Consider the following 21760-nt stretch of genomic DNA (forward strand, 5'->3'; position numbering starts at 1 on the left):
TGTTTCATCCCTCCGTAATCTCTGGTTGCCACAACGCCTCAGCGATCCGAGAAACCGCCAAGGAAGCCATCGGGAGACCATCATGAAGACAGCGCTTTTGATCTGGTTCGCGGCGCTGGCCTTGTTGATCGCGGTCCCGACCGGCGCCGATGCGGCCCGCCTCGGCAGACCGTGCGGCGGCCTTGCCGGCGTTCAATGCAGCCGTAGCGGCCAGTTCTGCCAGTTCAAGCCGGGACAATGCGGCCGGGCCGACCAGACCGGCACCTGCGCGTTCCGGCCGACGATCTGCAACAAGATTTTCAAGCCGGTGTGCGGCTGCGACGGCAAGACCTATGGCAATGATTGCGAGCGCCGCGCCGCCGGAGCCTCCAAGGCGCAGGACGGCAAGTGCGCATCCTGACGAACCGGCCATATTGACGCGCTGCGCGGGAGCCTGCATGTAGCGTCGCGTATTTTCATACCGCGGGGGTATTTCGTGACAGCATCGTTGCGCCGACGCTTTGCCTTGAGCATCCGCTCTTTCATGCCGGCCGCGCTGATCGCGCTGGCGACGACCCTCGCCGCAGCGCCAGCACATGCCGATCCCTGCGAGGACATCGCCAAGCAGCTCGCCGGCCAGATCGACGGGCTGAAGGTCAATTTCAGCGCCGCCAACATCACATACCTCACACATCCGGCGGCGAAGGAATTGTCGCTCGGCTGCCGCGGCAAGGACTATTCGATCGAGCTCTTTGCCAAGACCGATCGCAAGATGAAGCCCGAGTTCTTCAACCTGGTCGGCTCCGCCACCGCACTGGTCTTCACCGTGCCGAAGGATGACGCCGCCACCGGCACCTCGCGCTGCCTGAAGCGCATGGGCATCCTGCGCGGCAACACCATCACGATGCGCTATCGCCGCCTCAACCTCGAATGCACGCGCAACCGGACCGACGCCTCGATCACGGTCCGGCGCGGCAAGAACGAGTGATCCGTCAGGCTTCCGCGGCGACCCGTCCGATCGCATCGACGATCTTGCCCCAGCCTGGGCTCATCATGTCGAAGGCGTAGCGGTTGCCGGGGAAGACGAAGCCGTCATGCACCATGCGGACCTGCGTGCCGCCCGCGACCGGCGTCAGCGTCCAGGTGACGACCGAGTCGAGCTTCGAGCCGAATTCCGGATTGGTGTCGGCGCCCCCCTTCCAGGAATAGCGCAGCAGGCGCGGCGGATCGCAATCCAGCACCTCGCAATGCACGACGCCGTCCCAGTCGCCGATCGGCTTGGTGCGGAAGTTGAACTTGTGTCCGACGCTCGGCTGGAAATCGTTCGGCATCAGCCATTTCATCAGCAATTCGCTCGTGGTCAGCGTCCGCCAGATCCTGTCGGCGGCATAAGGCAGCACCTTCTCGACCGTGATCGCGTGCGTCTCACCCATCACTCACTCTCCTTCAACAGCCGTTCCAGATTTGCGAAGCGCTCGGCCCAGAACGTCTCGTAATGGCCGAGCCAGTCGATCAGCGGGCTGAGCCCCTTCGGCGCGACGCGATAATGGATGTGCCGGCCCTCGCGCCGCTCGGCGACGAGGCCGGCATCGCGCAGCGCGCGCAGATGCTGCGACACCGCCGGCTGCGACACCTTGGAGCCCTGCACCAGCCCGGTCGCGGCAATCTCCCCTTCCCGGATGATCCGCTCGAACACCGCCCGCCGCGTCGGGTCGGCGAGGGTCTTGAGCACATTGGTCAGCTGCATGGCGGCGGTCATAAAAATATATAAGCAATTGCTTATACGATTGTCAATGCAGAGACCACGAAGTCGCAGCGCAGGAACACCTCGCCTGCTCGGAAAGTTGATGACTGCGGTCGCAGGTTTGCCGGAAAAAGGGTGCGATAATCGCGGCTGGAATCACGGAGCCCGCCCATGATCGCAAAGCTCCTCCTGCAGAACACCCTCTTCGTCCTCGCCATGGCCGCGCTGCTGTTTGGCTTCGCCGGCACGCTGCACTGGCCCGGCGCGTGGGCTTACCTGATCGCCTCGGCGCTGATCGGCCCGGGCTGCGGGCTGTGGCTGGCCAAGGTCGATCCCGGCCTGCTGGCCGAGCGCATGCGGCTTACCGCGCGCGAAGGCCAGCCCGCCGAGGACAAGCGATTCATGCTGGTGTTCCTTGTCATTGCCGTGCTGTGGTTCGTCGCGATGGGCCTCGATCGCCGCTTTGGCGGCGCCAATGCCGGCGTGCTGCTGATCGTGCTTGGCCTCGTGCTGTATCTGGCCTCGACCGCGCTGATCCTGTGGGTGTTCCGCACCAATTCGTTCGCGGCGCCGGTCGTGAAGGTGCAGACCGAACGCGACCATCACGTGATCTCGACCGGTCCCTACGCGCTGGTCCGCCATCCAATGTATGCGAGCGTAATGCTATTCTTCATCGGCGTGCCGCTGACGCTCGGCTCCTGGTGGGGCCTTGCTTTCGCGCCGGTGTTCTTCGCGATGTTCGCGTTCCGCACCGGGATCGAGGAGCGCACGCTGATGGCGGGGTTGTCAGGCTATGCCGATTACGCGGCACGGGTGCGCTATCGCCTCGTGCCCGGACTGTGGTGAGGGACCATCATGGCAGAGAGCAAGACCTACACCGGCGGCTGCCATTGCGGCCAGGTCCGCTTCGAATGCACCACCGACATGGCCATGGTGACCGCCTGCAACTGCTCGATCTGCACCAAGAAGGGCCTGCACTTCGTGTTCATGCCGCCATCGAGCTTCCAGCTTCGCGCCGGCGCCGAGAACCTGAAGGAATATCTGTTCAACCGCCATGCGATCCGCCACCAGCTCTGCGTCGATTGCGGCGTCGACGTGTTCGCGCGCGGCAAGAAGCCCGATGGTACCGACATCGTGGCACTCAATATCAACTGCATCGACGGCATCGACCTGTCGAAGATCGCGATGACGCCGGTGGATGGGAAGAGCCGGTAGTTTCCTATCCACCCTTCGTCATTCCGGGATGCGCCGAAGGCGCAGGCCACAGATGCGCAATTGCGCATCGGGGAATCCATACTCACGATCGTGGTTATGGATTCCGGGCTCGCGCTTAGCGCGCCCCGGAATGACGGGCCTACAAATCCAGCGCCTTGTAGCGCCGGAAGATCCCCTCCTCGTTGAACGGAATCCGCCGCTCGCTTGCTAGATAGGTCTTGATGTTCGGCCGCTCGGCGACGCGATCGCGCAGTGCGATCAGGCGTGGGACCTTCTTCTCGAATGCGGCCGTCCGCTTCGGAAAGGCGTAGCGCAGGCCTTCAACGATCTGGAACAGCGACAGGTCGGCGTAGGTCAATCGGCGTCCGGTGACGAAGCCGCCGCCATTGGCCCGCACAAGATCCTCGAAATAGCCGAGATATTTCGGCACCCGCGATTTCCAGAACTCTTCCGTACGCTTCTTCGCCGGCGCCTTCTGGTCCTCGTAATACAGCGACGGACCGAGTGGGTGATGGGTATCGTGGATCTCCAGCACGAAGTCCGCAATCGTCAGCTGCAACTCGTGCACCCAGAGCTTTCCCGCCTCCGCCTTCGGCGCGAGGCCATGGCGCGCGCCGAGATAGAGCAGGATGTTGGCGGTCTGTCCGATCACGAGTTGGCCGGCCTTGAGGAACGGCGGCGCGAAGGGCGGCGTGCCTTTGCGCGCCTCCATCATCTTCATCATGGCGCCGGTGCGCGCGACATCGGTATATTCAGCGCCCGCATCCTCGAGCGCGAGGCGGACATATTCGCCGCGGCCCTGGATCATCGGCCAGTAGTAAAGCTGATAGTGCATGCACTTACCTCCACAAACTTCACGGCATCGCTTCGGTTCACGGTGATCGTAGCCGTGGTGTGGTCAGATCGTCCACCGCGTACCGCGCGTCTGTCCGAACTGCGCGGAGACTGCTAAGGTTCCAGCGTCGAATCTTCGATGAAGGATCAACTTATGGCGGACAACAAGAAGAAGCGGGGCGCACAAGATCGCGCTCTGATCGCGTTGAGCGAGTCCTACGAAGTTGCGTACTGGTCCAAGAAGTTCAAGGTCACACCGGCAAAGCTCAAGGCCGCCGTCAAGAAGGTCGGGCATTCCGCCAAGAAGGTGGAAGCCCATTTCAAGGAGCAGCGGCACATGGCCGCCGACCGCGCGCGGATCGCAATCAGCGAGCCCTACGAGGTCCGCTACTGGTCGAAGAAGTTCAAGGTGACCCCTGCCCGCCTCAAGGCCGCGGTGGCCGAGGTCGGACATTCCTCGAAGAAGGTCGAGGCCCATTTCGCGAAGAAGAAAACCGCGAAGAAAAAGAAGGCTGCCAAGAAGACAGTCAAGAAGACCGTCAAGCGCAAGAAGAGCTGACCTGGCGCGGGACCATGAGCGGCGGTGAGTAATATCGCGCTGCTCGATCCCCGTCATTGCGAGCGAAGCGAAGCAATCCATCGCGCCGCGTGCGCTGAAAGATGGATTGCTTCGTCGCTGTCGCTCCTCGCAATGACGCGCTTTCAGGGTCGTTCGCTATTCCTCAGTTCGCCGCGAAGCAGTACAGCAGGCCGTCGCCGCCGGTGCTCTTTAGATCGGCTTGCGAGCAGCCGCCGTCAGGACCGCGCGAAGGATGCGACGTGTTCCAGGATTTTGACGGCTCGTCATCGCGCAGTCCCTTGCGGTCGAAATGCCCGACCATGGCGGCGCCTTGCGTGCTGCTTGTCCAGTTCTTGCAGGTGCGGTCCTCGCCGGCAGCATACGCCGTGCCATCTGCCTGCGATCCCGTCAGCACGTCGTGACGGTTCGGCGTGTCACCGGCACCGTTGATGACTTCACCCTTTTCGGACAGCGCGGTCTGCTTGGTGAGATTGTTGCTCGCACTGTGCAGATCGGCGACGTCCTTGGCGACCACGACGCCCTTCACATTCTTCCACGGGCCCTTGCCGATGCGATCGCGCGCGTTCACCGCTACCTTGCCATCGGCCGCCTGGGTCGAGAGATAGGCGCGCCATGTCTTCGGCGCGCCGAAGCCCGCAGCCTGCGCCAGGGTCTGGCAATGATTGTCGGCGCCGGCGAGGCCGCCGAGATTGCCGCCATTGCCGATGCCGTTGCTGGTGACGAAGAAGCTGGTGTCGGCGGTCTGCGCCGCGGCCGGCGGCGCGGCCATGACGACGAACGCAAGACAGGCAGGAACCGCGATATGCGCAGTGAACTTCATCTCGTTCTCCCGAATGGTTGCTTTAGCCCGCTGACATCAACCCGCGGCCTGTCCGGATATTCCGCCGCCACGACACGCGAATGAAGCCCACAAAACGAAAGCGCCGCGGTTGATGCCGCGGCGCCTTGTATTGTCATGTCAGGCAATCGATCAGTTGGTCTGCTGGATCGCCGAGAGCTCCCAATTGCCGCCGCGCTGGCGCACGAAGGTCCAGACCTCGGTGACCTCCTCCGGCTGACCGCCGCTGACCTGACGGCCGGTGCCGCGCTCCAGCATGGTGTCGACCAGCGAATAGCGCATCGCGACCGTCGCATATTCGCTGTCGCCTTCGCGCCAGGCTTCCGCGAGATCGCCCTGCAAGAGCTTCACGTTGGACGTCTTGTTGGTGACGTTGCGCGCCTTGTTCTCCTCGAGATCCTTCGAGAAGTACGACACCATTTCCGGTGTCGCGAGCGTGTGCAGCTTCGCGATGTCCTCGTTCGACCACGCGGCCTGGATGTCGCCGAGCAAGCGCTCGAACGTCTCGTAGTCACCAGGTGTGATCTCGACCGGCGCGTTCGATCCGCCGCCGAGGCCAAAGCCGAAGCCCGAACGGGCATTGGCCTGCGGACCGGGGCCGACGTCGGGGCCACCCGCGTAGGCGGCCGCCGGCGCATTGCGCCGCTGCCACCACGACATTGCGAGCCGGACCACGAGCACGATCAGACCGATCTGCAGCAGCAGGCCGAGCATCGACGACAGGCCGCCGAGGCCCGAGAACAGGCCGCCGCCGAACAGCATGCCGAACAGGCCGGCGCCAAGGAAGCCCGCGGCCAGGCCGCCGAGCAGGCCGCGACCCATTCCGCCGCGGCCGAACAGGCCGCCGGAATTCGCCGCCGCCGGCGAGCCCATGCTGGGGCTACCAGGCTGGCTGAAAGTACGGTTCATCGGAGCAACCGAGCCCGGCGCGGTGCTGGTCGAGGGCGGCGCGGAGAATGTCCGCGAGCCGCGCGAGCCGCCGCCGCCAACGCGGGCGTCGGCCGCCGAAACGGTCATCATCAGGGGCAGCGCCAGCGCCATCGCGACGGCGATCGCCCGGACAATTCCACGCGTGCGTTGCGAGAAATTCATGTTGGTTTCCTCAAAGGATTCCCCGGCATGGGGAAACGCCCCTAACATGGGCAGGGCCCGATAAAAGTGAAGCGGGAAACGGGAACCGCGGCTGCGGCCCTCGGTCGCGGCGATGTGACACTATGGTCCTTCTGGATGCGACAGCGCGTCCTAGCGCGAGATGGGGCTCAGGTTCAACCGCGACCGCATTGCAACATTGCCCCTGCCCTGCGGGAGGCGAAGGAGTATCATGGCTCGTCACCCGGGCCTAGTTCGCCGTCATGGTTTCCTTCACCGCGGCAACCAGCTGCGTCAGCGTGAACGGCTTCGGCAGGAACGCGAACTGCTGGTTCTCCGGCAGGCTCTTCTCGAAGGCGTCCTCGGCATAGCCCGAGACGAAGATGATCTTCAGCTCCGCATTGCGGCTGCGCATTTCCTTCAGCAGCGTCGGCCCGTCCATCTCCGGCATCACGACGTCGGAGACGACGAGATCGACCTTGCCGTTGTTCTCCTCGAACGCCTCCAGCGCCTCGACGCCGTTGGCCGCCTCGATCACGCTGTAGCCGCGCGAACGCAGGCCGCGCGCATTGAGCGAGCGCAAGCCGTCCTCGTCCTCGACCAGCAGGATGGTGCCCTGCCCGGTGAGATCCGGCTTCGGCTTGGCGGCATCTGCGGTCGCAGTCTCCTTGGCCGCGCCGTTGCCGGCATGCGCCTCCGGTGCAACCTCCTGCTCCTGGTGATGCCGCGGCAAATAGATCCGGAACGTGGTGCCACCGCCCGGCACGGAATCGACGTAGACGAAGCCGCCGGTCTGCTTGACGATGCCGTAGACCGTGGACAGGCCGAGGCCGGTGCCCTTGCCGACTTCCTTGGTCGAGAAGAACGGCTCGAAGATCTTGTCGATGATCTCGTGCGGAATGCCGGTGCCGGTGTCCGAAATCTCGATCTTCACATAGTCCGCCGCCGGCATGCCCTTGTTGGCGAGCTGCGCGGCTTCCTCGGTCGGCACGTTGGTGGTGCGGATGATCAGCTTGCCGCCATCGGGCATCGCGTCGCGCGCGTTCACCGCGAGATTGACCACCACCTGCTCGAACTGCGAGACGTCGACCTTCACCGGCCACAGATCGCGGCCATGCACGAGGTCGAGCTTGACCTTCTCGCCGATCAGCCGGCGCAGCAGCATGGTGAGGTCGGAGAGCGCATCGCCGAGATCGAGCACCTGCGGCCGCAGCGTCTGGCGGCGCGAGAACGCAAGCAGCTGCCGCACCAGCGTCGCGGCGCGGGTGGCGTTCTGCTTGATCTGCATGATGTCCTGGAACGACGGGTCAGTTGGCTTGTGCGCGTTCAGCAGGAAGTCGTTCGCCATCATGATGGCCGACAGCACGTTGTTGAAGTCGTGCGCGATGCCGCCGGCGAGCTGGCCGACCATCTCCATCTTCTGCGACTGGTTGATCTGGTTCTCCAGCGCGCGCCGCTCGGTGGTCTCGAGCATGTAGACGATCGCGGTCTCGGCGTCGCGCTCGTCCTTCTCGACGGTGGTGACGAAGAACTGGGCGGAGCGCTCCTTGGGCCCGTCGAGCATCACCTCGACCGGCGCAATGTCGCCCTGGCCCTCGGCAGCCTGGTTGATCGCGGCGATCAACAGGCCACGGTCGCGCGGGTTGACCGCGCGGAAGATCGACTTGGCCGCGCCGCCGTCGCCGTTCAGCCCCTGCGCCAGCTTGGCATAGCGCGCATTGGCGCCGACCACATTGCCGCCGCGGTCGACGGTCGCGATCGCCATCGGCGTATGGTCGAAGAAGCGCATGAAGCGCACCTCGGCGGCGCGCTCCGGATCGGAATGCTCGTCGCGGGCCCGGCTGATCACCAGCGTGCGCGAGGCGCCCGCCGCGCCGTCGGCGCCGAAGGCGAGCTTGTGATAGAGCCGCACCGGCACGGTCTTGCCGCCGCGCATCCGCAGGTCGATGTCGAACACCTCGGTCTTGACCTCGCCGGGCACCGCCGCGATCGAGGTCAGCAGCGCCGCGCCGTCGCCCGAGACGATGTCGGTCAGCTTCAGGCCGCCCGAGCCGATCTCGGCGAGATCGTAGTCCAGCCAGTTGGCCAGCGTGGCGTTAATATAGGCGATCTCGCCGGCCGGATTGACCGAGAAGAAGCCGCACGGCGCATGATCAAGATATTCGATCGCGTGCCGCAGCTCCTGGAACACGTCTTCCTGGCGCTCGCGGTCGCGCGTGACGTCGGCGATCGACCACACCGCATATCTCGCGTCGCGCTTGCCCTCGCCGAGCGGGCGGACCCTGAGCCGCAGCCAGCGGCCTTGGCCACCACCTTGCCCGGCCTCGTGCCCGGCGACGCGGACCTCTTCCTGCTGCCGCTTGCCCTCGCGCGCCGCCTTCAGGAGGCGGAACACCGCCTCGGAGACGTCGGGGTTGCCGATGAAGACACGTTCGACGGGGCGGACGTCCTGCGGGCCGGCCGCACCGGTCAGCGTGAGATAGGCGGCGTTGGAATAGACCACGTGGCCGCGGGAATCGGTGACGACGAGCCCTTCATGGGCGTGGTCGGCGATCCGGCCCATCACCGGGTCGTCGCTCGTGCGGTCGGAGAAGCGGATGATGCCGGCGGCAAGGGCGAACAGGTTGAACAGCCCGACGGTGGCGAGCAGCGCCAGCACAAACAGGATATAGGGCTGCGCCTGGGTCCGGCCGATGGTCATGAGCCAGACGGCCACCGCGACGATGCCGGTGGCGATCAGGAGCACCAGCAGGATACTGCCGCTCCGCCGCGCTGGCCCGTGAGCCACGAACGGCTCGGTCGCGGGAGGTTCGTTGCTATCGGCGGTCATCTGGAGAGACATGGCTCGTCTGCATCACGAAGGCGACCGGCCGGCCACCTCGCCCCTGAGTGCCTGAATCGGACCCGAAAACGCAAGTCCATCAGGCGGCAATTTCGCAAGTTACGCGCATTTCAAGCGGTTTTCCGCCCCTTACTGGCGCAGGCCGGACAGGCCGCGCCTCAGCCGCATCACGTAGCCGATGATTTCGGCAACCGCATGGTAGTGCTCGACCGGGATTTCCTTGTCGATTTCGACGGTCGCATAGAGCGCCCGGGCCAGCGGCACGTTCTCCACGATCGGAATGTCGTGCTCCTTGGCGATCTCCCTGATCTTGAAGGCGAGGCTGTCGACGCCCTTGGCGACGCAGATCGGCGCCGACATGCTGCGGTCATAGGCCAGCGCCACCGAATAGTGGGTCGGGTTGGTGATGATCACCGAGGCCTTCGGAACCTGGGCCATCATGCGCTTCTTGGCGCGCTGGACCCGCAACTGCTTGATCCTGCCCTTGACGTGTGGGTCGCCTTCCGACTGCTTGAACTCCTCCTTCATCTCCTGCAGCGACATCTTGTGACGCTCGTACCAGGTCCGGTACTGGAAGAAGTAGTCGGCGATCGCAACCACGGCGAGGAGGGCGACCACCGCCGCCAGCAGGTGCACCGTCATGCCGGTGATGGCGGGCAGCAGCTCGGCCGGATCGACCCGCAGGAACGATTCCATCCGCAGCCGATCGGGCCACAGCACCATGACCATCACGACGCCGAGCGCGATCAGCTTGAACAGGCCTTTCAGGAAGTTCGCCACCGCCTGCTTGCCGAACAGCCGCTTGAAGCCGGCCGCAGGCGAGATCTTGGAGAATTTCGGCTTGAGCTGCTCGCCCGACCACACCAGCTGATGCTGGATCATGTTGCCGGCGATCGCGGCCAGCGCCAGCATCAGGAACGGCACGCCGATCGCGGCGACCACCGCGTAGCCAAGCGTCTGGGTCAGTTGCAGCAGGCCTGCACCGTCGGTGCGGATCATCCATGAATTGGCGATCAGATTGCGCAGGGGCATTAAGATGCCGCCGCCGATCGAGCCCGAGAAGGTCGACAGCACCAGCGTGGCGCCGGCGATGATGAACCAGGTGTTGACCTCCTGGCTCTTGACGACGTCGCCTTTCTCAAGAGCGTCATCGAGACGTTTTTGCGTAGGGTCTTCTGTTTTGTCTTCGGTATCGTCGGCCATCTCTTCTCCCTAGAACATGATGCGACTTGATCGCATCATGTTCTGCGGCCCCTATTTTTGACGCGTTTTCTTCACGCGAACCGGTTCCCACTTCGCTCGAAAACGCTCTAACCCATCAATTCATTGGAGCGAGTTGGCGCATGACGCCGTTGAAGTAATCGAAATAGGTATTCATCATCGCCGCCAGCACGACGCCGAAGATCAGGAAGCCGACCACGATCGAGAGCGGCACGCCGACGAAATAGACCTGCATCTGCGGCATCAGCCGCGCCAGCACGCCGAGCCCGATGTTGAAGACGAGGCCGAACACGAGGAACGGCGCCGACAGCTGCAGGCCGATCTTGAAGGCGGCGGAGAACGCAGACGTCGCAAGCGCTGCGACGTCGCCGGTCGGCATGATCTCGCCCGGCGAGAAGATGCGGTAGCTTTCGCTAAGCGCCGCGATGACGAGATAGTGGCTGTCGGTGGCGAACAGCAGCGTCAGGCCGAGGATGGTGAGGAAGTTGCCGACGATCTGGCCCTGCTGCCCCTGGGTCGGGTCGACGGCGGTGACGAAGCCGAGCCCGAGCTGCTGCGCAATCACGGAGCCCGCGACGTTGAGCGCCGACAGCGTTACCCGCGCGGTCGCGCCGAGCACGATGCCGATGATCAGCTCATGCACCATCAGGACGCCGAGCGAGGAGATCGACGTCAGGTCGACATGATAGGCGTTGCGATGCAGGGGAAGGATGATCAGCGTCAGCAGCAGCGCGATCGACAGCTTGACCCGTGCCGGGATGTTGCTCTCGCCGAAACCGGGCAGCAGCATCACCATCGCGCCCACGCGCGCGAACACCAGCACGAAGATTGCGGCCAGCGCCGGAAGCAGGGAGACATCGATGCGCATGACCGCGGCATTAGTGCATCAACCGCCGATGATTCGCGACGAAATCCGCATCATATGGCTGGAGAGCGCGTCCGCCATGAACGGCAGCGCCAGCAGCAATGTGACGAAGATCGCGAGAATCTTCGGCACGAAGACCAGCGTCTGTTCCTGGATCTGGGTCAGCGCCTGGAACAGCGACACCACGACGCCGACCACGAGGCCGACCACCATCAAAGGCGACGACACCAGCACGATGGTCCAGATCGCATCGCGCGCCACGTCGAGAGTTTCAGGGCCGGTCATTGTTGTTCTCGCTTTTGCAATCTTGCTTCACATCGCCCTGGGGAAGACGTCCTGATGGACGTCAGATCGGCATCTTCATGATGTCTTCATAGGCCTGGATCACGCGGTCGCGCACCGAGACCAGCGTCGACACCGCAACGTCGGTGTCGGCGACCGCCGTCACCACATCCATCACATTCGCCTTGCCGGAGGCCATCGCCATGGTCTGCGCGTCGGACTTCTTGCCCGCTTCCAGCACGCTGCCGACGGAGTCTTTCAGCAGTGCGCTGAAGGACGGGCCGGCGACGGCCTGCCCGGCCTTCTCGACACCGCCGCGCTCCATCAATTTCGCGAGGTTGGCGTAGGCGTTGGCGGCGACTGTCGGTGTAGCCATGATTTACGTTCCCTGTTCTTGTTGCGTCAGGACTTGAGGATGTCGAGCGTGCGCTGGATCATCCGCCGCGTCGCGCTGATGATGTTGAGGTTCGCCTCATAGGAGCGCTGGGCGTCGCGCATGTCGGTCATTTCGACCATCGAATTGACGTTCGGATATTTGACGTTGCCGGAGGGGTCCGCCGCCGGATTGCCCGGCTCGTGCTTGATGCGGAATGACGACTGGTCGGGGCGGATTCGGCCGAGCGTCACGACCTGGGCGTCGAGCGAACGATCGAGCGCGGAGGAGAAGGTCGGCACCTTGCGGCGGTAGGGATCGCCGCCCGCGGTCTGCGCCGTCGAATCGGCGTTGGCGATATTTTCCGAGATCACCCGCATCCGCCCTGCCTGCGCGCGCAGGCCCGAGGTCGCGATGCTCATCGAGCGGGCAAAATCGCTTGTTCCATCTGCCATGGGATCCTCCTTGCGCCGTCAGGCGGCCTAGCCTTTGCCGATCGCGGTCTTCAGCAGATGCAGGCTTTTGCTGTAGAGCGAGGTGGCGGCCGCGAAGTCCATCTGGTTGGCGGACACTTTCAGCATCTGCTCCTCGAGATTGACCGCGTTGCCGGCCGGGCGGGTCTGGAACCCGCTCTTGCCGCGATCATTGTCGAATGTGTCCGGCGCGCCGGACGCCGCCAGGTGGGTGGCGCTGGTCTGCATCATCGGCAGCGTCGCCATGCCGCCGCCGACCGTGGCACCGTCCCGGTCGAACTTCGGCTCGACCAGGTCGCGCGGCCGGAAGTTCGGCGTGTCGGAATTGGAGATGTTCTCGGCGAGCACCCGCTGGCGCTCCTGGTGCCACTGCATCTTGCTGCGCAACGCCGACAGGATCGGCAGATCGTTCATGGACATCGCCGCGGCTCCGTTAACCTCTTGGACGCCCCTTGGGCCTTCCGAGGTAGGCAGAATTTGCCCGGTGTATGGTTAACGGGTGGTTAAAATGTCGGACGGAGCCGTGGAGAACGCCGCAACTGCGGCCGGCGAGCGCATTTTCGCCACGAATGCTGCGTTAACCAGCACAAACCAAGACAGCGTGGGGCGCTGAGAAGTCGTTTTGGGACAAGCGATTCTTGGTTTATTAATAGAACAGTCGGCTGCAAGCCGCTGGGAATTAAGAAATAAGGCGAATCTCGGGCGCGATTCGCTGCGCAAACCGCACCTATCAATCCGCGCTCGTTGATGGCGGAAGCTGAGGAAGGCCACCATGGCCGGGGACTCCAATATGCAGGTCATTACATTCGTCTTGGCATTCGTTGTCGTGCTGGCGCTGATCGGCGTCACCGCATGGCTCGTCCGCCGCTTCGCCGGAAACCGCCTCGGCGCCAACGCCAACCGCGGACGGATGCCGCGACTGGCCGTGATCGACGCCGCTGCCGTCGACGGCCGCCGCCGGCTGGTGCTGGTCCGCCGCGACAACATCGAGCATCTCCTGATGATCGGTGGTCCCACCGACATCGTCGTCGAGCCGAATATCGTCCGGGCGATGCCGGGGCGTGATCAGATGTCGGCCCGCCCTGCCGTCGCAGCCGATGCCGCCCCGCCGCGCGTGGCGCCGCTGCCGGACGCCGCCTGGAACGAGAGCGAAGCCGCCCGTTCCGACAATTTCGAACTTCCTGAGCCGGAGCTGCCGCCGCGTCAGGCACGGCCCTCCTTCGCCGACGAACTGCGCCGGCCTCCGCCGCCGATCGCCGAGCGTCGCAACGATCCGCTGGCGGGCTTCACCGCCGAGCGCAGCGAACCGCGGCCCGATCCGATGCCGCCGCGCCTGCCGTCGCGCTCCGAACCCGTCATCCCGCGTCCGCCGCGCGCTGCCGAGCCGCCGAAGGCCCCGCCGCGGGCGCCCGAGCGCGCCGTCACGCCACCGCCTCCCCCTGCTCCGCCGCCGGTCGCAACCCAGGCGCCTCCGCCGGTGCCGCCGGCATCCAACGCAGATGCCAATTTGGCCGAGATGGCGCAGCGGCTCGAGGCGGCACTGCGCCGCCCGACCGGCGCAGGCGAGACCGTCGCGCCGCCGGTTGCGCCCGAGGCGCCGCCGGTTCGCGCACCACGTAGCGAGCCGCCTGCCCCGCCCGCCGGCGGACAGAAGAGCGGCTTCGAGAATCTCGAGGACGAGATGGCATCGCTGCTCGGCCGACCGAAGAATCCTTCGTGAGGTTCGGGGCGGTCCCGCGTAGAGTTTTTTTCATCGCTGTCCTGATCGCCGCCGGATCCTTCGCCGATCCGGCGATGGCGCAGGATATCAGCATCAATCTCGGCGGCGGCAATGGCGGCGTGACCGAGCGCGCGATCCAGCTGATCGCGCTGCTCACGGTGCTGTCGATCGCGCCGTCGATCCTCGTCATGATGACGTCGTTCACGCGCATCGTGGTCGTGCTCTCGCTGCTGCGCACCGCGCTCGGCACCGCGACCGCGCCGCCGAACTCGGTGATGATCGCGCTCGCAATGTTCCTCACCGCCTTCGTGATGGGGCCGGTGCTGCAGAAATCCTACGACGACGGCATCAAGCCGCTGGTCGCCAACCAGATCGGCGTCGAGGAAGCCTTGCAGCGCGCCTCGGTCCCCCTGCGCGGCTTCATGCAGAAGAACGTCCGCGAGAAGGATTTGAAGCTGTTCATGGACCTCTCCGGCGAGCCGCCGCCGGCGACGCCTGAGGAGATGTCGCTGCGCATTCTGGTGCCGGCCTTCATGATCTCCGAGTTGAAGCGCGCCTTCGAAATCGGATTTCTGCTGTTCCTGCCGTTCCTGATCATCGACCTCGTGGTCGCCTCGGTCCTGATGTCGATGGGCATGATGATGCTGCCACCGGTGGTGGTCTCGCTGCCGTTCAAGCTGATCTTCTTCGTGCTGGTCGACGGCTGGGCGCTGGTCGCCGGCAGCCTGGTGCAGAGTTACGGGGGGTAGCCCCGCGAAACATTCATAGGCTCTCGGCTGGATCGGCCGTGCCGTTGCACTATCATGCGCGGCACCGCATCCAGGGAGCCGCGCCGTGCAGCAGCCATTCGACCGCGCCGCAGAAGACCTCGGCAACGCCATCCATCTCGAGCATGTCAACGTGCAGGTGCCCGACCAGCGCCTCGCCACGCTGTTCTATGTCGCCGGGATTGGCTTGACCCGCGATCCCTATCTGATGGTCTCCGACAGCAACATGTGGGTCAATGCCGGCCGCAGCCAGTTTCATCTGCCGAGCGGACGGCCGCAGGTGCTGCGCGGCCACACGGGTATCGTGATCGCCGGTCGGCAGGCCCTGCTGCAGCGGCTTGCCGCGGTCGCGCCCAAGCTCGAAGGCACCGCGTTCAGCTATCGCGAGCACAGCGATCACGTCGAGGCCACCTGCCCGTGGGGCAACCGGCTACGCTGCTTTGAACCGGACGCCGCGCGGTTCGGACGCATCGCGCTCGGCATACCTTATGTCGAATTTGAGGTGCAGCACGGCACCGCTGAGGCGATCAGCCGGTTCTATCCCGAAATCATGGGCATCCCGGCCAGCGTCGTGAACGGCGACGGTGTCGTCGCACGCGCCAAGGTCGGCAAGGATCAGTATCTGCAATTCCGCGAGACCGACCAGGCGCAGGGCGAGTTCGACGGCCATCACGTCCAGATCTACATCACGGACTTCTCCGGCCCCTACAAGCGGCTGCGCGAGCGCAACCTGGTCTCGCGCGAGGACAATCAGTACCAGTACCGATTCTGCGACATCGTCGATCCCGCCAATGGCCGGCACCTGTTCACCGTCGAGCATGAGGTGCGCAGCGCCACCCATCCGATGTATCTGCGGCCGCTGGTCAACCGCAATCCGGCGCAGACCAACCGCACCTTCGCCAACGGCTACGACCAGGCGCCATGGGCGATGGGGCCGGACCAGTATGACGGCTGAGCGCGCGCTCATCCGCATCGCGACATCATCAGCACTCCCAGCCACGAGACGACATGCTTCCCTCCCAGCGCCATCTGTTCGAGATCCCACGCGACGTCTGCTACCTGAACTCGGCATCCTACAGCCCGCTGCCGTTGAAAACGCTCGACGCCGGCCGCGCCGCGGTCGGACGCAAGGGCCAGCCCTGGACGATCGACGCCGGTTTCGCCGGCCGCCAGCATGAACGCGCCCGCACCGCGGCGGCACGCCTGGTCAATGCCGATCCTGATGACGTCGCGCTGATCCCGGCGATCAGCTACGGCATAGCGACCGTGGCGAAGGCGCTGACCGTTCCACCCGGCACCCGCGTCATCGTGCTGGAGAACGATCACTCCTCGCCGGTGCTGGAATGGCACGCCCGCGCCGAGGCGCAGGGTTTTGTCGTCGACACCGTGCGCCAGCCCGCCGACGGCGACTGGACGTCGGCGGTGCTAGCAACGATCGACCGCTCGGGCGCGCCGCCGGTCGGCCTCGCCTCGATCTCGTCGGTGCATTGGTCGGATGGCGGCATGGTCGACGTCGACAAGGTGCAGGCCGCGCTGCGGCGGCAGGGTGCGATGTTCGTAATCGACGCGACGCAGGGCGCGGGTGTCGTGACGATGGATGTGACCAAGCTCGACCCCGACGCCGTGATCTTCCCAACCTACAAATGGCTGATCGGCCCCTACGGCCGCGCCTTCCTCTACGTTGCAAAGCGCCACCAGAACGGCGTGCCGCTGGAGCAGACCTCCGCTGGCCGCCGCGACGTCAATTCCGAGAAGCCGGTCTATTTCGGCGATCTCGGCTATGTCGACAATGCCCGGCGCTATGACATGGGCGAGCGCGATCATTTCATCACGCTCGAGATGGCCTCGATCGGCATGGAGATGATGGCGGAATGGGGCGCCGCTGCCGTCAGCGCGCGGCTCGCGATGCTGAACGAGCGGATCGCCGACGGCGTGCGCGATCTCGGGTTCAATCAGCTGGCGCGCGGCCTGCGTGCGCCACACATCCTGAGCCTCGGCATGGCCGGCGGCGTTCCGAAGGAGCTGATCGCGCGGCTTGCTGCGGAGAACATCCATGTCGCGCTGCGGCTCGGCCGGATGCGGATCTCGCCGCACGTCTTCAACGACGAGGCCGATGTCGACCGCCTCGTCGCTGTCTTGACGAAAGCGCTGCGCGGTTAACTTCGCTTGGGTCCCAGCGCCACGACGCTGAACAATTCGATCGCAAGCGCAACAGCCACGCCAGCCGCGCCGATCACGAACAGCAGCGCATAGTCGCCGCCGCTTTGCGCGAACAGGTAGGACAAGCCGTAGGCGCCCGCCGCCTGGAACAGCGCGAACGTCGTGGTCGCCTGTGCCCAGGCCGAGCGCTGGCTCGCAGCGGAATGCGGGATCAGCTCGTGGATGCGGCCGATCACCAGCGGCACGATGCCGGGCGTGAAGCCGCCGACGATCAGGCTCGACACGATCAGCGCGGCGGGCGAGTTCGTCACGGCGGGCAGCGCGACCGCAACCGCCTCGATCAGGAAGGCAGCGCGGAGCGCCGCAGCGAAGCCGGCGCGATCGGCGAGATGCCCTGTCAGCAGCGGGCCGATCACGGCGCCGATGCCGTACAGCACCCAGTAATATGATCCTGCCGCGATCCCCTGCCCGAGACCGCGGGCGACATAATCAACCAGGAACACCATGTGCGGCACCAGCGCCAGCGCATTGAGGCCATATTCCACGCACAGCGCGATCAGCAGCGGCGAGCGCACGCCATGCGGCGCAACAGGCTGCTCGGGCGCAGCATGCGCGGCAGGCACTTCCGCCGGCCACGCCTTCCAGCTGATCAATGTCAGCACCGCCGACAGCACGCCAAGGCCGTACCAGGCCTGCTTGATGCCCTGCTGCAGCAACAGCGGCACCAGTGTGCCTGACGCTGCGACGCCCAATCCGACGCCGGCGAAGATCACGCCGCCGATCAAACCGCGCTTGCTTGGCGCGACGTGCGGCAGGATCGCGGTTGCCGCCAGCACCATGATCACGCCGCCCGTGATGCCGGCGAGGAAGCGGAAGCCGAAGAACCAGATGAAGGAGATCGGCACCGCGCAGGCAAAGCAGGTGATCGCCGCCAGCACCATCATGCCGCGCAGCGCCCACACCGAGCCGATGCGCGCGGCGAGATCGCGGGCGATCAGCGCACCGGCGAGATAGCCGGCAAGGTTGGCGGCACCGAGATACACCGCTTCCGCCGGCGTGAACCATTTTGCTGCGATCAGCGCCGGAATCAGCGGCGTGTAGGCAAAGCGCGCCAGGCCGAGCCCGACCAGCGAGGCGCACAGTCCCGCGGCCGCGGACAGCCACAGCGGCCCGCCTGCATCGCGATGCGGCTCGGCGTGATGGCGCCTGTGATGATCGACATTGGCTGACATGGACATCGCAGTAGGCCCTCCGACCGTTCGTGAAAAATGATTAGTTGCGATCGCAGCAATCGCTCACAGCGATCACGCCTCGCCTCTCCCGATCGGGAGAGGCGCCCAGTTCGACGTGGCAAGGGCCGTCAGTGGGAAGATTTCAACGTCGCAGCGGCCGCGCGCTTCTTGCGATAGTCCAGCGCGGGCAGTCCGCCTCAGCCCCAATTGTCGGTGTCGACTTCCTCGATGATGACGAAGGTCGATTCCAGCGGCTTGCCGAGCACGTCGCGCAGCAATTCGCTCGCGCCCTTGATCAGCGCCGCCTTCTGCTCCGGCGTGGTGGACGACGCACCCGGCGTCGTCCCCTCACGCGTGACCTGGATCGTGACAACAGGCATCACACGCTCCCGATCGTGATCGTCAGTGACCGGCGCTCTGGCCGCCGTCGACATGCAGGATCTCGCCGGTGACGAAGCCCGCGCCTTCCAGGAACAGCACGGCGTCGACGATGTCCTTCATCTCGCCCATGCGGCCCACCGGATGCAGCTTGGCGAGGAAGTCGTGGGTCTCGGGGGCGTGCATCGGCGTCTTGATCACGCCGGGCGCCACTGCGTTGACGCGGATGCCCTTGGCGGCATATTCGATCGCGAGCGACTTGGTCGCCGCGCTCAGGCCGCCCTTGGTCAGCGACGCCAGCACCGAGGGCACGTTGCTGTTGGCATGGTCGACCAGGCTGGTCGTGATCTGCACGATATGCCCCGACCCCTGCTTCACCATCTCCTTCGCCACGCGGCGGGTGATGTAGAAGAAGCCGTTGAGGTTGGTTGCGAGCACCGACGCGTAGTCCTGGTCGGTGTGATCGGTGAACGGCTTGGCGACGAAGATGCCTGCGTTGTTGACCAGCGTGTCGACGCGGCCGAAGCGCGCGAGCGCCTGCTTGACGATGCGATCGGCGACCTCGGGATCGCCGATATCGCCCGGAACCGCCAGCACATCGGCATCGGTCGACGGCTTGATGCTGCGGGAATTGGCCACGACGCGGTAGTTGCGGTCGCGATAGCCCTTGACGAGCGCCTCGCCGATCCCCTGCGACGCACCGGTGATGATGGCAACCTTCTGCTCTGCACCCATGATCTCTCTCCATCTGTTGCTGAAGCGGCATCAGCACCGCCTCGATGGAGAGCAACCTAGATACATCCGCATTTCGTGCGAATGCCCGCTATTCGGCAGACACTCTTCCGCGGCGCGAACGACTGGCCTGGCTGGCCTCGCGCGACAGCCGCTCGAAATAGCGCTTCAGCCGCGGCGCCGCGAAATCGACGAAGGCGCGCACCTTCGGCACGTCGAAGCGCCCCTGCGGCGCCAACAGATGCACCGGCAAGGCCGGATGCTCGTCCTTGGCAAGCAGGATCTGCAATCGCCCGTCACGGATTTCCTCGGCAATGTGATACGAGAACAGCCGGGTGACGCCGTGCCCTTCGCTGGCCGAAGCGACCGCCGCCCGCACCGTGTTGACGACCATGCGCGGTGCGAACTGGACCGCGCGCGCCACCTTCGACTTCGCGGCCGGCGGGAAGCTCCAGGAGTCGAGCCCGAAATGCGTCATCGCGATGATCTGGTGCTTTGCGAGATCAGCCGGCTCGCTGATATCAGGGTGCCGCGTGAGATAGCCGGGCGACGCCGCGACGACGCGACGCACCTCGCCGAGCTTGATCGCGACAAAATTGGAATCGGCGAGCTGCGCGATGCGCAGCGCGACGTCGATGCCCTCGTCGATCAGATTGACGGTGCGATCGAGCATCACGAGCCGCACCGTCACCGCCGGATGCTCCGTCATGAAGGCGTCGAGCAGCGGCCGCAGCACGTCCTCGCCGACGACCACGGGTGCGGTGATGGTCAGCGTGCCGCGCGGCGCCGACCGCTCGCCGCCGGCCGAGATGTCGGCCTCCTCGAGCTCGCTGAGGATCCGCCGGCACGCCGCTGCGTAACGCTGGCCGGCGTCGCTCAGCTTCAGCGACCGCGTGGTGCGATGAAGCAGCTCGGCGCCGACATGATGCTCGAGGAATGCGATCGCCCGGCTGACCGCCGCCGGCGAGCGCCGCAGCTTCCGCCCCGCACCGGCAAGGCTGCCCTCGTCGACCGCCGCGACGAAGACCTTCATGGCGTCGATGCGGTCCATCGCTCTCCCCGGGTTCGCGGTAGTGGCTAGCTCTCTACGTCATACTGCTTGCTGAGGTGATCGCCGATCTGCACCAGCATCGCGACGCATTCGGGGTAGCCGGGCCGCGCCACCGTGGCTTCGTTGGCGCTGGCGCGGAATTCCCAGCTGTCGCCGTCACGCAGCACCGAGATCTCGATGCCGTCGGGGCAGTCGGCATGGACTTTCAACTCGGCCCGCGCCATCGCGATGAGTTCGGCTTCGGTCTTGATCGGCTTGCTCATGTGACGGCGTCCTCCCGGCTGGCGACATCAGCCATGGTTGCCGATTTGGCAGCGAAATGTCGAGAGGACGCACCCGATCACGGGCTGTTGCAATTGACAAATTGCAGGCCCCCGGCGAACATCGGGCCGGGTCGATACCACCCGCCGCTTGCACCCCGCCCGGGGACGGTGAACGTATCAAGCCAGGTTTCAGGCTTCCTTTGCCCGCACGAACGGGTCAGCAACGCAAGCCCCTGACGCTTTCCGTTCGTCGATGCAAAGGTTGATCCCATGCGCGACTTTCGTGATGCCAAGGCCATGGCGCAGACGCTGCGCGAAGCGCTCGCCGCCAAATCGATCCCCCTCACCCACAGCGACAGCCTGGAGCTGATCGCCAACGTCTTCGGTCTGCGTGACTGGAACACGCTGTCCGCCCGGATACAGGCCGCCGGACCGCCGAGCACGCCGGCCCAGGCTGCAGACTTCACTGCAGAATCACCGCCGATCGCCGCGCGGCACGAGACCGCCGTGGATTCAGCCACGCTCGATCGTTACGCCGGCTTCTATCAGCTCAACGACCGCGCCGTGTTCACGGTGACACCCGACGAACATCATCTGGTGATGCAACTGACCGGACAGCGCTCGGTGCGGTTCTTTGCGGAGAGCGTGACCGAATTCTTTGCCAAGATTGTCGACGCGCAGGTCAGCTTCGTTGTCGGACCGGACGGACGAACCACCTCGCTGATTCTGCATCAGAACGGCAGCGATATTGCGATGGCGCGCATCGATGCCGCGGCGGCACGAAAGATCGCCGACCAGACGGCCGAGCGCGTCAAGAACCAGTCGGCCAGCCCCGGAACCGAGGCTGCGCTGCACCGCCTGATCGATGGGATCGCCTCGGGGAATCCCAACTACGATGAGATGAGCCCGCCGCTGGCGGCTGCGACCCGCAAGCAGATGGCGTGGCTTCAACCCCTCGCCGACCTCGGCACGATCCAGTCGATCCGGTTTCTCGGTGTCGGCGAGCAGGGCGAAGATGTCTACAGCGTCAAACAGGCGAACGGCGCTGCGCACTGGCGCATCGCGCTCGACGACAAGGGGATCGTTTCGACCGCATGGGTGACTCCCGGCCCGTAACAGCCC

The 21760-nt window shown here is 65.2% G+C and carries 27 protein-coding genes; 10 read left to right on the plus strand and 17 right to left on the minus strand.

Going from position 1 to position 21760, the window contains the following annotated elements:
• Positions 1-82: 82 nt before the first annotated feature.
• Together ACOIX3_RS26395 and ACOIX3_RS26400 are read left to right on the plus strand one after the other, a co-directional pair.
• Entirely contained in the window at positions 83-400 is a 318-nt protein-coding gene (locus tag ACOIX3_RS26395; protein WP_229169836.1) for a Kazal-type serine protease inhibitor family protein, read from the plus strand.
• Between the two features lie 123 nt (positions 401-523).
• Entirely contained in the window at positions 524-967 is a 444-nt protein-coding gene (locus tag ACOIX3_RS26400) for a hypothetical protein (protein ID WP_420971796.1), read from the plus strand.
• Positions 968-971: 4 nt separating this feature from the next.
• Here the strand turns inward: ACOIX3_RS26400 and ACOIX3_RS26405 are convergent, their stop codons facing one another.
• Together ACOIX3_RS26405 and ACOIX3_RS26410 are read right to left on the minus strand one after the other, a co-directional pair.
• On the minus strand, positions 972-1412 hold the full coding sequence (locus ACOIX3_RS26405) for an SRPBCC family protein (RefSeq protein ID WP_420964939.1): 441 nt from the start codon (positions 1410-1412) through the stop codon (positions 972-974).
• Positions 1412-1738 (minus strand): ArsR/SmtB family transcription factor, encoded by a 327-nt coding sequence (locus tag ACOIX3_RS26410; protein ID WP_050421144.1) that lies wholly within the window; start codon positions 1736-1738, stop codon positions 1412-1414. The genes ACOIX3_RS26405 and ACOIX3_RS26410 overlap by 1 nt, the downstream gene beginning before the upstream one ends.
• 156 nt (positions 1739-1894) lie before the next feature.
• Between ACOIX3_RS26410 and ACOIX3_RS26415 the strand changes: the two genes are divergently transcribed.
• Together ACOIX3_RS26415 and ACOIX3_RS26420 are read left to right on the plus strand one after the other, a co-directional pair.
• Complete coding sequence (locus ACOIX3_RS26415; protein ID WP_420964940.1) at positions 1895-2569, plus strand: methyltransferase family protein; 675 nt, start codon at positions 1895-1897, stop codon at positions 2567-2569.
• Positions 2570-2578: 9 nt separating this feature from the next.
• Positions 2579-2938, plus strand: coding sequence for a GFA family protein (locus ACOIX3_RS26420; RefSeq protein WP_420964941.1), 360 nt, complete (start codon positions 2579-2581; stop codon positions 2936-2938).
• Positions 2939-3077: 139 nt separating this feature from the next.
• Here the strand turns inward: ACOIX3_RS26420 and ACOIX3_RS26425 are convergent, their stop codons facing one another.
• Positions 3078-3773 (minus strand): glutathione S-transferase, encoded by a 696-nt coding sequence (locus ACOIX3_RS26425; RefSeq protein ID WP_420964942.1) that lies wholly within the window; start codon positions 3771-3773, stop codon positions 3078-3080.
• 153 nt (positions 3774-3926) lie between these two features.
• On the opposite strand from ACOIX3_RS26425, the gene ACOIX3_RS26430 reads away from it, so the two are divergent.
• Positions 3927-4331: a DUF3606 domain-containing protein gene (locus ACOIX3_RS26430; RefSeq protein WP_420971797.1), complete on the plus strand. Its 405-nt coding sequence runs from the start codon at positions 3927-3929 to the stop codon at positions 4329-4331.
• Between the two features lie 163 nt (positions 4332-4494).
• Here ACOIX3_RS26430 and ACOIX3_RS26435 read toward each other — a convergent pair whose 3' ends face one another.
• The 9 genes from ACOIX3_RS26435 to flgB all read right to left on the minus strand — a co-directional run bounded on the left by ACOIX3_RS26435 (position 4495) and on the right by flgB (position 12755).
• Complete coding sequence (locus tag ACOIX3_RS26435) at positions 4495-5121, minus strand: lectin (protein WP_420971798.1); 627 nt, start codon at positions 5119-5121, stop codon at positions 4495-4497.
• A 201-nt stretch (positions 5122-5322) separates the two neighbouring features.
• Positions 5323-6282 carry a Tim44 domain-containing protein gene (locus tag ACOIX3_RS26440; protein ID WP_420964943.1) on the minus strand — a complete coding sequence of 320 codons (960 nt, stop codon included), beginning with the start codon at positions 6280-6282 and terminating at the stop codon, positions 5323-5325.
• Positions 6283-6529: 247 nt separating this feature from the next.
• Complete coding sequence (gene cckA / locus ACOIX3_RS26445; RefSeq protein WP_420971799.1) at positions 6530-9109, minus strand: cell cycle histidine kinase CckA; 2580 nt, start codon at positions 9107-9109, stop codon at positions 6530-6532.
• Positions 9110-9250: 141 nt separating this feature from the next.
• A complete protein-coding gene (gene flhB, locus ACOIX3_RS26450; protein ID WP_342728077.1) occupies positions 9251-10324 on the minus strand; it encodes a flagellar biosynthesis protein FlhB in 1074 nt (357 codons plus the stop codon).
• Between the two features lie 115 nt (positions 10325-10439).
• The gene (gene fliR / locus ACOIX3_RS26455) at positions 10440-11210 is read right to left on the minus strand and encodes a flagellar biosynthetic protein FliR (protein WP_092115392.1); all 771 of its coding nucleotides are present in this window, start codon (positions 11208-11210) and stop codon (positions 10440-10442) included.
• An 18-nt stretch (positions 11211-11228) separates the two neighbouring features.
• The gene (gene fliQ, locus ACOIX3_RS26460) at positions 11229-11492 is read right to left on the minus strand and encodes a flagellar biosynthesis protein FliQ (RefSeq protein ID WP_050401183.1); all 264 of its coding nucleotides are present in this window, start codon (positions 11490-11492) and stop codon (positions 11229-11231) included.
• Positions 11493-11553: 61 nt separating this feature from the next.
• A complete protein-coding gene (gene fliE / locus ACOIX3_RS26465) occupies positions 11554-11865 on the minus strand; it encodes a flagellar hook-basal body complex protein FliE (protein WP_092115393.1) in 312 nt (103 codons plus the stop codon).
• 26 nt (positions 11866-11891) lie between these two features.
• On the minus strand, positions 11892-12317 hold the full coding sequence (flgC, locus tag ACOIX3_RS26470; RefSeq protein WP_420964944.1) for a flagellar basal body rod protein FlgC: 426 nt from the start codon (positions 12315-12317) through the stop codon (positions 11892-11894).
• A gap of 27 nt (positions 12318-12344) precedes the next feature.
• Entirely contained in the window at positions 12345-12755 is a 411-nt protein-coding gene (flgB, locus tag ACOIX3_RS26475; RefSeq protein WP_420964945.1) for a flagellar basal body rod protein FlgB, read from the minus strand.
• A 352-nt stretch (positions 12756-13107) separates the two neighbouring features.
• Here flgB and ACOIX3_RS26480 point away from each other — a divergent pair, with 352 nt between their 5' ends.
• The 4 genes from ACOIX3_RS26480 (at position 13108) to ACOIX3_RS26495 (ending at position 16982) form a co-directional block, all read left to right on the plus strand.
• Positions 13108-14055 (plus strand): flagellar biosynthetic protein FliO, encoded by a 948-nt coding sequence (locus ACOIX3_RS26480; protein ID WP_420964946.1) that lies wholly within the window; start codon positions 13108-13110, stop codon positions 14053-14055.
• Complete coding sequence (fliP, locus tag ACOIX3_RS26485; RefSeq protein ID WP_050631029.1) at positions 14052-14804, plus strand: flagellar type III secretion system pore protein FliP; 753 nt, start codon at positions 14052-14054, stop codon at positions 14802-14804. The genes ACOIX3_RS26480 and fliP overlap by 4 nt, the downstream gene beginning before the upstream one ends.
• Positions 14805-14889: 85 nt before the next feature.
• Positions 14890-15777 (plus strand): hypothetical protein, encoded by an 888-nt coding sequence (locus ACOIX3_RS26490; protein ID WP_420964948.1) that lies wholly within the window; start codon positions 14890-14892, stop codon positions 15775-15777.
• Positions 15778-15830: 53 nt separating this feature from the next.
• Positions 15831-16982, plus strand: coding sequence for an aminotransferase class V-fold PLP-dependent enzyme (locus ACOIX3_RS26495; protein ID WP_420964949.1), 1152 nt, complete (start codon positions 15831-15833; stop codon positions 16980-16982).
• Here ACOIX3_RS26495 and ACOIX3_RS26500 read toward each other — a convergent pair.
• The 5 genes from ACOIX3_RS26500 to ACOIX3_RS26520 form a co-directional block, all read right to left on the minus strand.
• Entirely contained in the window at positions 16979-18220 is a 1242-nt protein-coding gene (locus ACOIX3_RS26500; RefSeq protein ID WP_420964950.1) for a YbfB/YjiJ family MFS transporter, read from the minus strand. The genes ACOIX3_RS26495 and ACOIX3_RS26500 overlap by 4 nt on opposite strands.
• A gap of 191 nt (positions 18221-18411) precedes the next feature.
• Positions 18412-18594: a tautomerase family protein gene (locus ACOIX3_RS26505; protein ID WP_420964951.1), complete on the minus strand. Its 183-nt coding sequence runs from the start codon at positions 18592-18594 to the stop codon at positions 18412-18414.
• A gap of 22 nt (positions 18595-18616) precedes the next feature.
• Positions 18617-19327 carry an SDR family NAD(P)-dependent oxidoreductase gene (locus ACOIX3_RS26510; protein ID WP_420964952.1) on the minus strand — a complete coding sequence of 237 codons (711 nt, stop codon included), beginning with the start codon at positions 19325-19327 and terminating at the stop codon, positions 18617-18619.
• 88 nt (positions 19328-19415) lie between these two features.
• Positions 19416-20375, minus strand: coding sequence for a LysR family transcriptional regulator (locus ACOIX3_RS26515; RefSeq protein WP_420964953.1), 960 nt, complete (start codon positions 20373-20375; stop codon positions 19416-19418).
• 26 nt (positions 20376-20401) lie between these two features.
• Positions 20402-20638, minus strand: coding sequence for a hypothetical protein (locus ACOIX3_RS26520; protein WP_420964954.1), 237 nt, complete (start codon positions 20636-20638; stop codon positions 20402-20404).
• A 297-nt stretch (positions 20639-20935) separates the two neighbouring features.
• Here ACOIX3_RS26520 and ACOIX3_RS26525 point away from each other — a divergent pair, with 297 nt between their 5' ends.
• On the plus strand, positions 20936-21754 hold the full coding sequence (locus tag ACOIX3_RS26525; protein ID WP_420964955.1) for a glyoxalase superfamily protein: 819 nt from the start codon (positions 20936-20938) through the stop codon (positions 21752-21754).
• Positions 21755-21760 lie beyond the last annotated feature (6 nt).

The organism is Bradyrhizobium sp. B120 (genome assembly GCF_049075665.1).
Taxonomy (GTDB): Bacteria; Pseudomonadota; Alphaproteobacteria; order Rhizobiales; family Xanthobacteraceae; genus Bradyrhizobium.

Bases quoted from the DNA above. Each gene is read 5' to 3' on its own strand.
- ACOIX3_RS26480 (WP_420964946.1), top strand. From the start codon at position 13,108: ATGGCCGGGGACTCCAATATGCAGGTCATTACATTCGTCTTGGCATTC.
- flhB (WP_342728077.1), bottom strand. From the start codon at position 10,324: ATGGCCGACGATACCGAAGACAAAACAGAAGACCCTACGCAAAAACGT.
- fliE (WP_092115393.1), bottom strand. From the start codon at position 11,865: ATGGCTACACCGACAGTCGCCGCCAACGCCTACGCCAACCTCGCGAAA.
- ACOIX3_RS26440 (WP_420964943.1), bottom strand. From the start codon at position 6,282: ATGAATTTCTCGCAACGCACGCGTGGAATTGTCCGGGCGATCGCCGTC.
- ACOIX3_RS26495 (WP_420964949.1), top strand. From the start codon at position 15,831: ATGCTTCCCTCCCAGCGCCATCTGTTCGAGATCCCACGCGACGTCTGC.
- fliR (WP_092115392.1), bottom strand. From the start codon at position 11,210: ATGCGCATCGATGTCTCCCTGCTTCCGGCGCTGGCCGCAATCTTCGTG.
- ACOIX3_RS26515 (WP_420964953.1), bottom strand. From the start codon at position 20,375: ATGGACCGCATCGACGCCATGAAGGTCTTCGTCGCGGCGGTCGACGAG.
- ACOIX3_RS26520 (WP_420964954.1), bottom strand. From the start codon at position 20,638: ATGAGCAAGCCGATCAAGACCGAAGCCGAACTCATCGCGATGGCGCGG.
- ACOIX3_RS26425 (WP_420964942.1), bottom strand. From the start codon at position 3,773: ATGCACTATCAGCTTTACTACTGGCCGATGATCCAGGGCCGCGGCGAA.
- ACOIX3_RS26525 (WP_420964955.1), top strand. From the start codon at position 20,936: ATGGCGCAGACGCTGCGCGAAGCGCTCGCCGCCAAATCGATCCCCCTC.
- ACOIX3_RS26430 (WP_420971797.1), top strand. From the start codon at position 3,927: ATGGCGGACAACAAGAAGAAGCGGGGCGCACAAGATCGCGCTCTGATC.
- ACOIX3_RS26510 (WP_420964952.1), bottom strand. From the start codon at position 19,327: ATGGGTGCAGAGCAGAAGGTTGCCATCATCACCGGTGCGTCGCAGGGG.
- ACOIX3_RS26410 (WP_050421144.1), bottom strand. From the start codon at position 1,738: ATGACCGCCGCCATGCAGCTGACCAATGTGCTCAAGACCCTCGCCGAC.
- ACOIX3_RS26405 (WP_420964939.1), bottom strand. From the start codon at position 1,412: ATGGGTGAGACGCACGCGATCACGGTCGAGAAGGTGCTGCCTTATGCC.
- ACOIX3_RS26420 (WP_420964941.1), top strand. From the start codon at position 2,579: ATGGCAGAGAGCAAGACCTACACCGGCGGCTGCCATTGCGGCCAGGTC.
- ACOIX3_RS26415 (WP_420964940.1), top strand. From the start codon at position 1,895: ATGATCGCAAAGCTCCTCCTGCAGAACACCCTCTTCGTCCTCGCCATG.
- cckA (WP_420971799.1), bottom strand. From the start codon at position 9,109: ATGACCGCCGATAGCAACGAACCTCCCGCGACCGAGCCGTTCGTGGCT.
- ACOIX3_RS26505 (WP_420964951.1), bottom strand. From the start codon at position 18,594: ATGCCTGTTGTCACGATCCAGGTCACGCGTGAGGGGACGACGCCGGGT.
- ACOIX3_RS26400 (WP_420971796.1), top strand. From the start codon at position 524: ATGCCGGCCGCGCTGATCGCGCTGGCGACGACCCTCGCCGCAGCGCCA.
- ACOIX3_RS26500 (WP_420964950.1), bottom strand. From the start codon at position 18,220: ATGTCCATGTCAGCCAATGTCGATCATCACAGGCGCCATCACGCCGAG.
- ACOIX3_RS26395 (WP_229169836.1), top strand. From the start codon at position 83: ATGAAGACAGCGCTTTTGATCTGGTTCGCGGCGCTGGCCTTGTTGATC.
- fliQ (WP_050401183.1), bottom strand. From the start codon at position 11,492: ATGACCGGCCCTGAAACTCTCGACGTGGCGCGCGATGCGATCTGGACC.
- flgB (WP_420964945.1), bottom strand. From the start codon at position 12,755: ATGTCCATGAACGATCTGCCGATCCTGTCGGCGTTGCGCAGCAAGATG.
- ACOIX3_RS26435 (WP_420971798.1), bottom strand. From the start codon at position 5,121: ATGGCCGCGCCGCCGGCCGCGGCGCAGACCGCCGACACCAGCTTCTTC.
- flgC (WP_420964944.1), bottom strand. From the start codon at position 12,317: ATGGCAGATGGAACAAGCGATTTTGCCCGCTCGATGAGCATCGCGACC.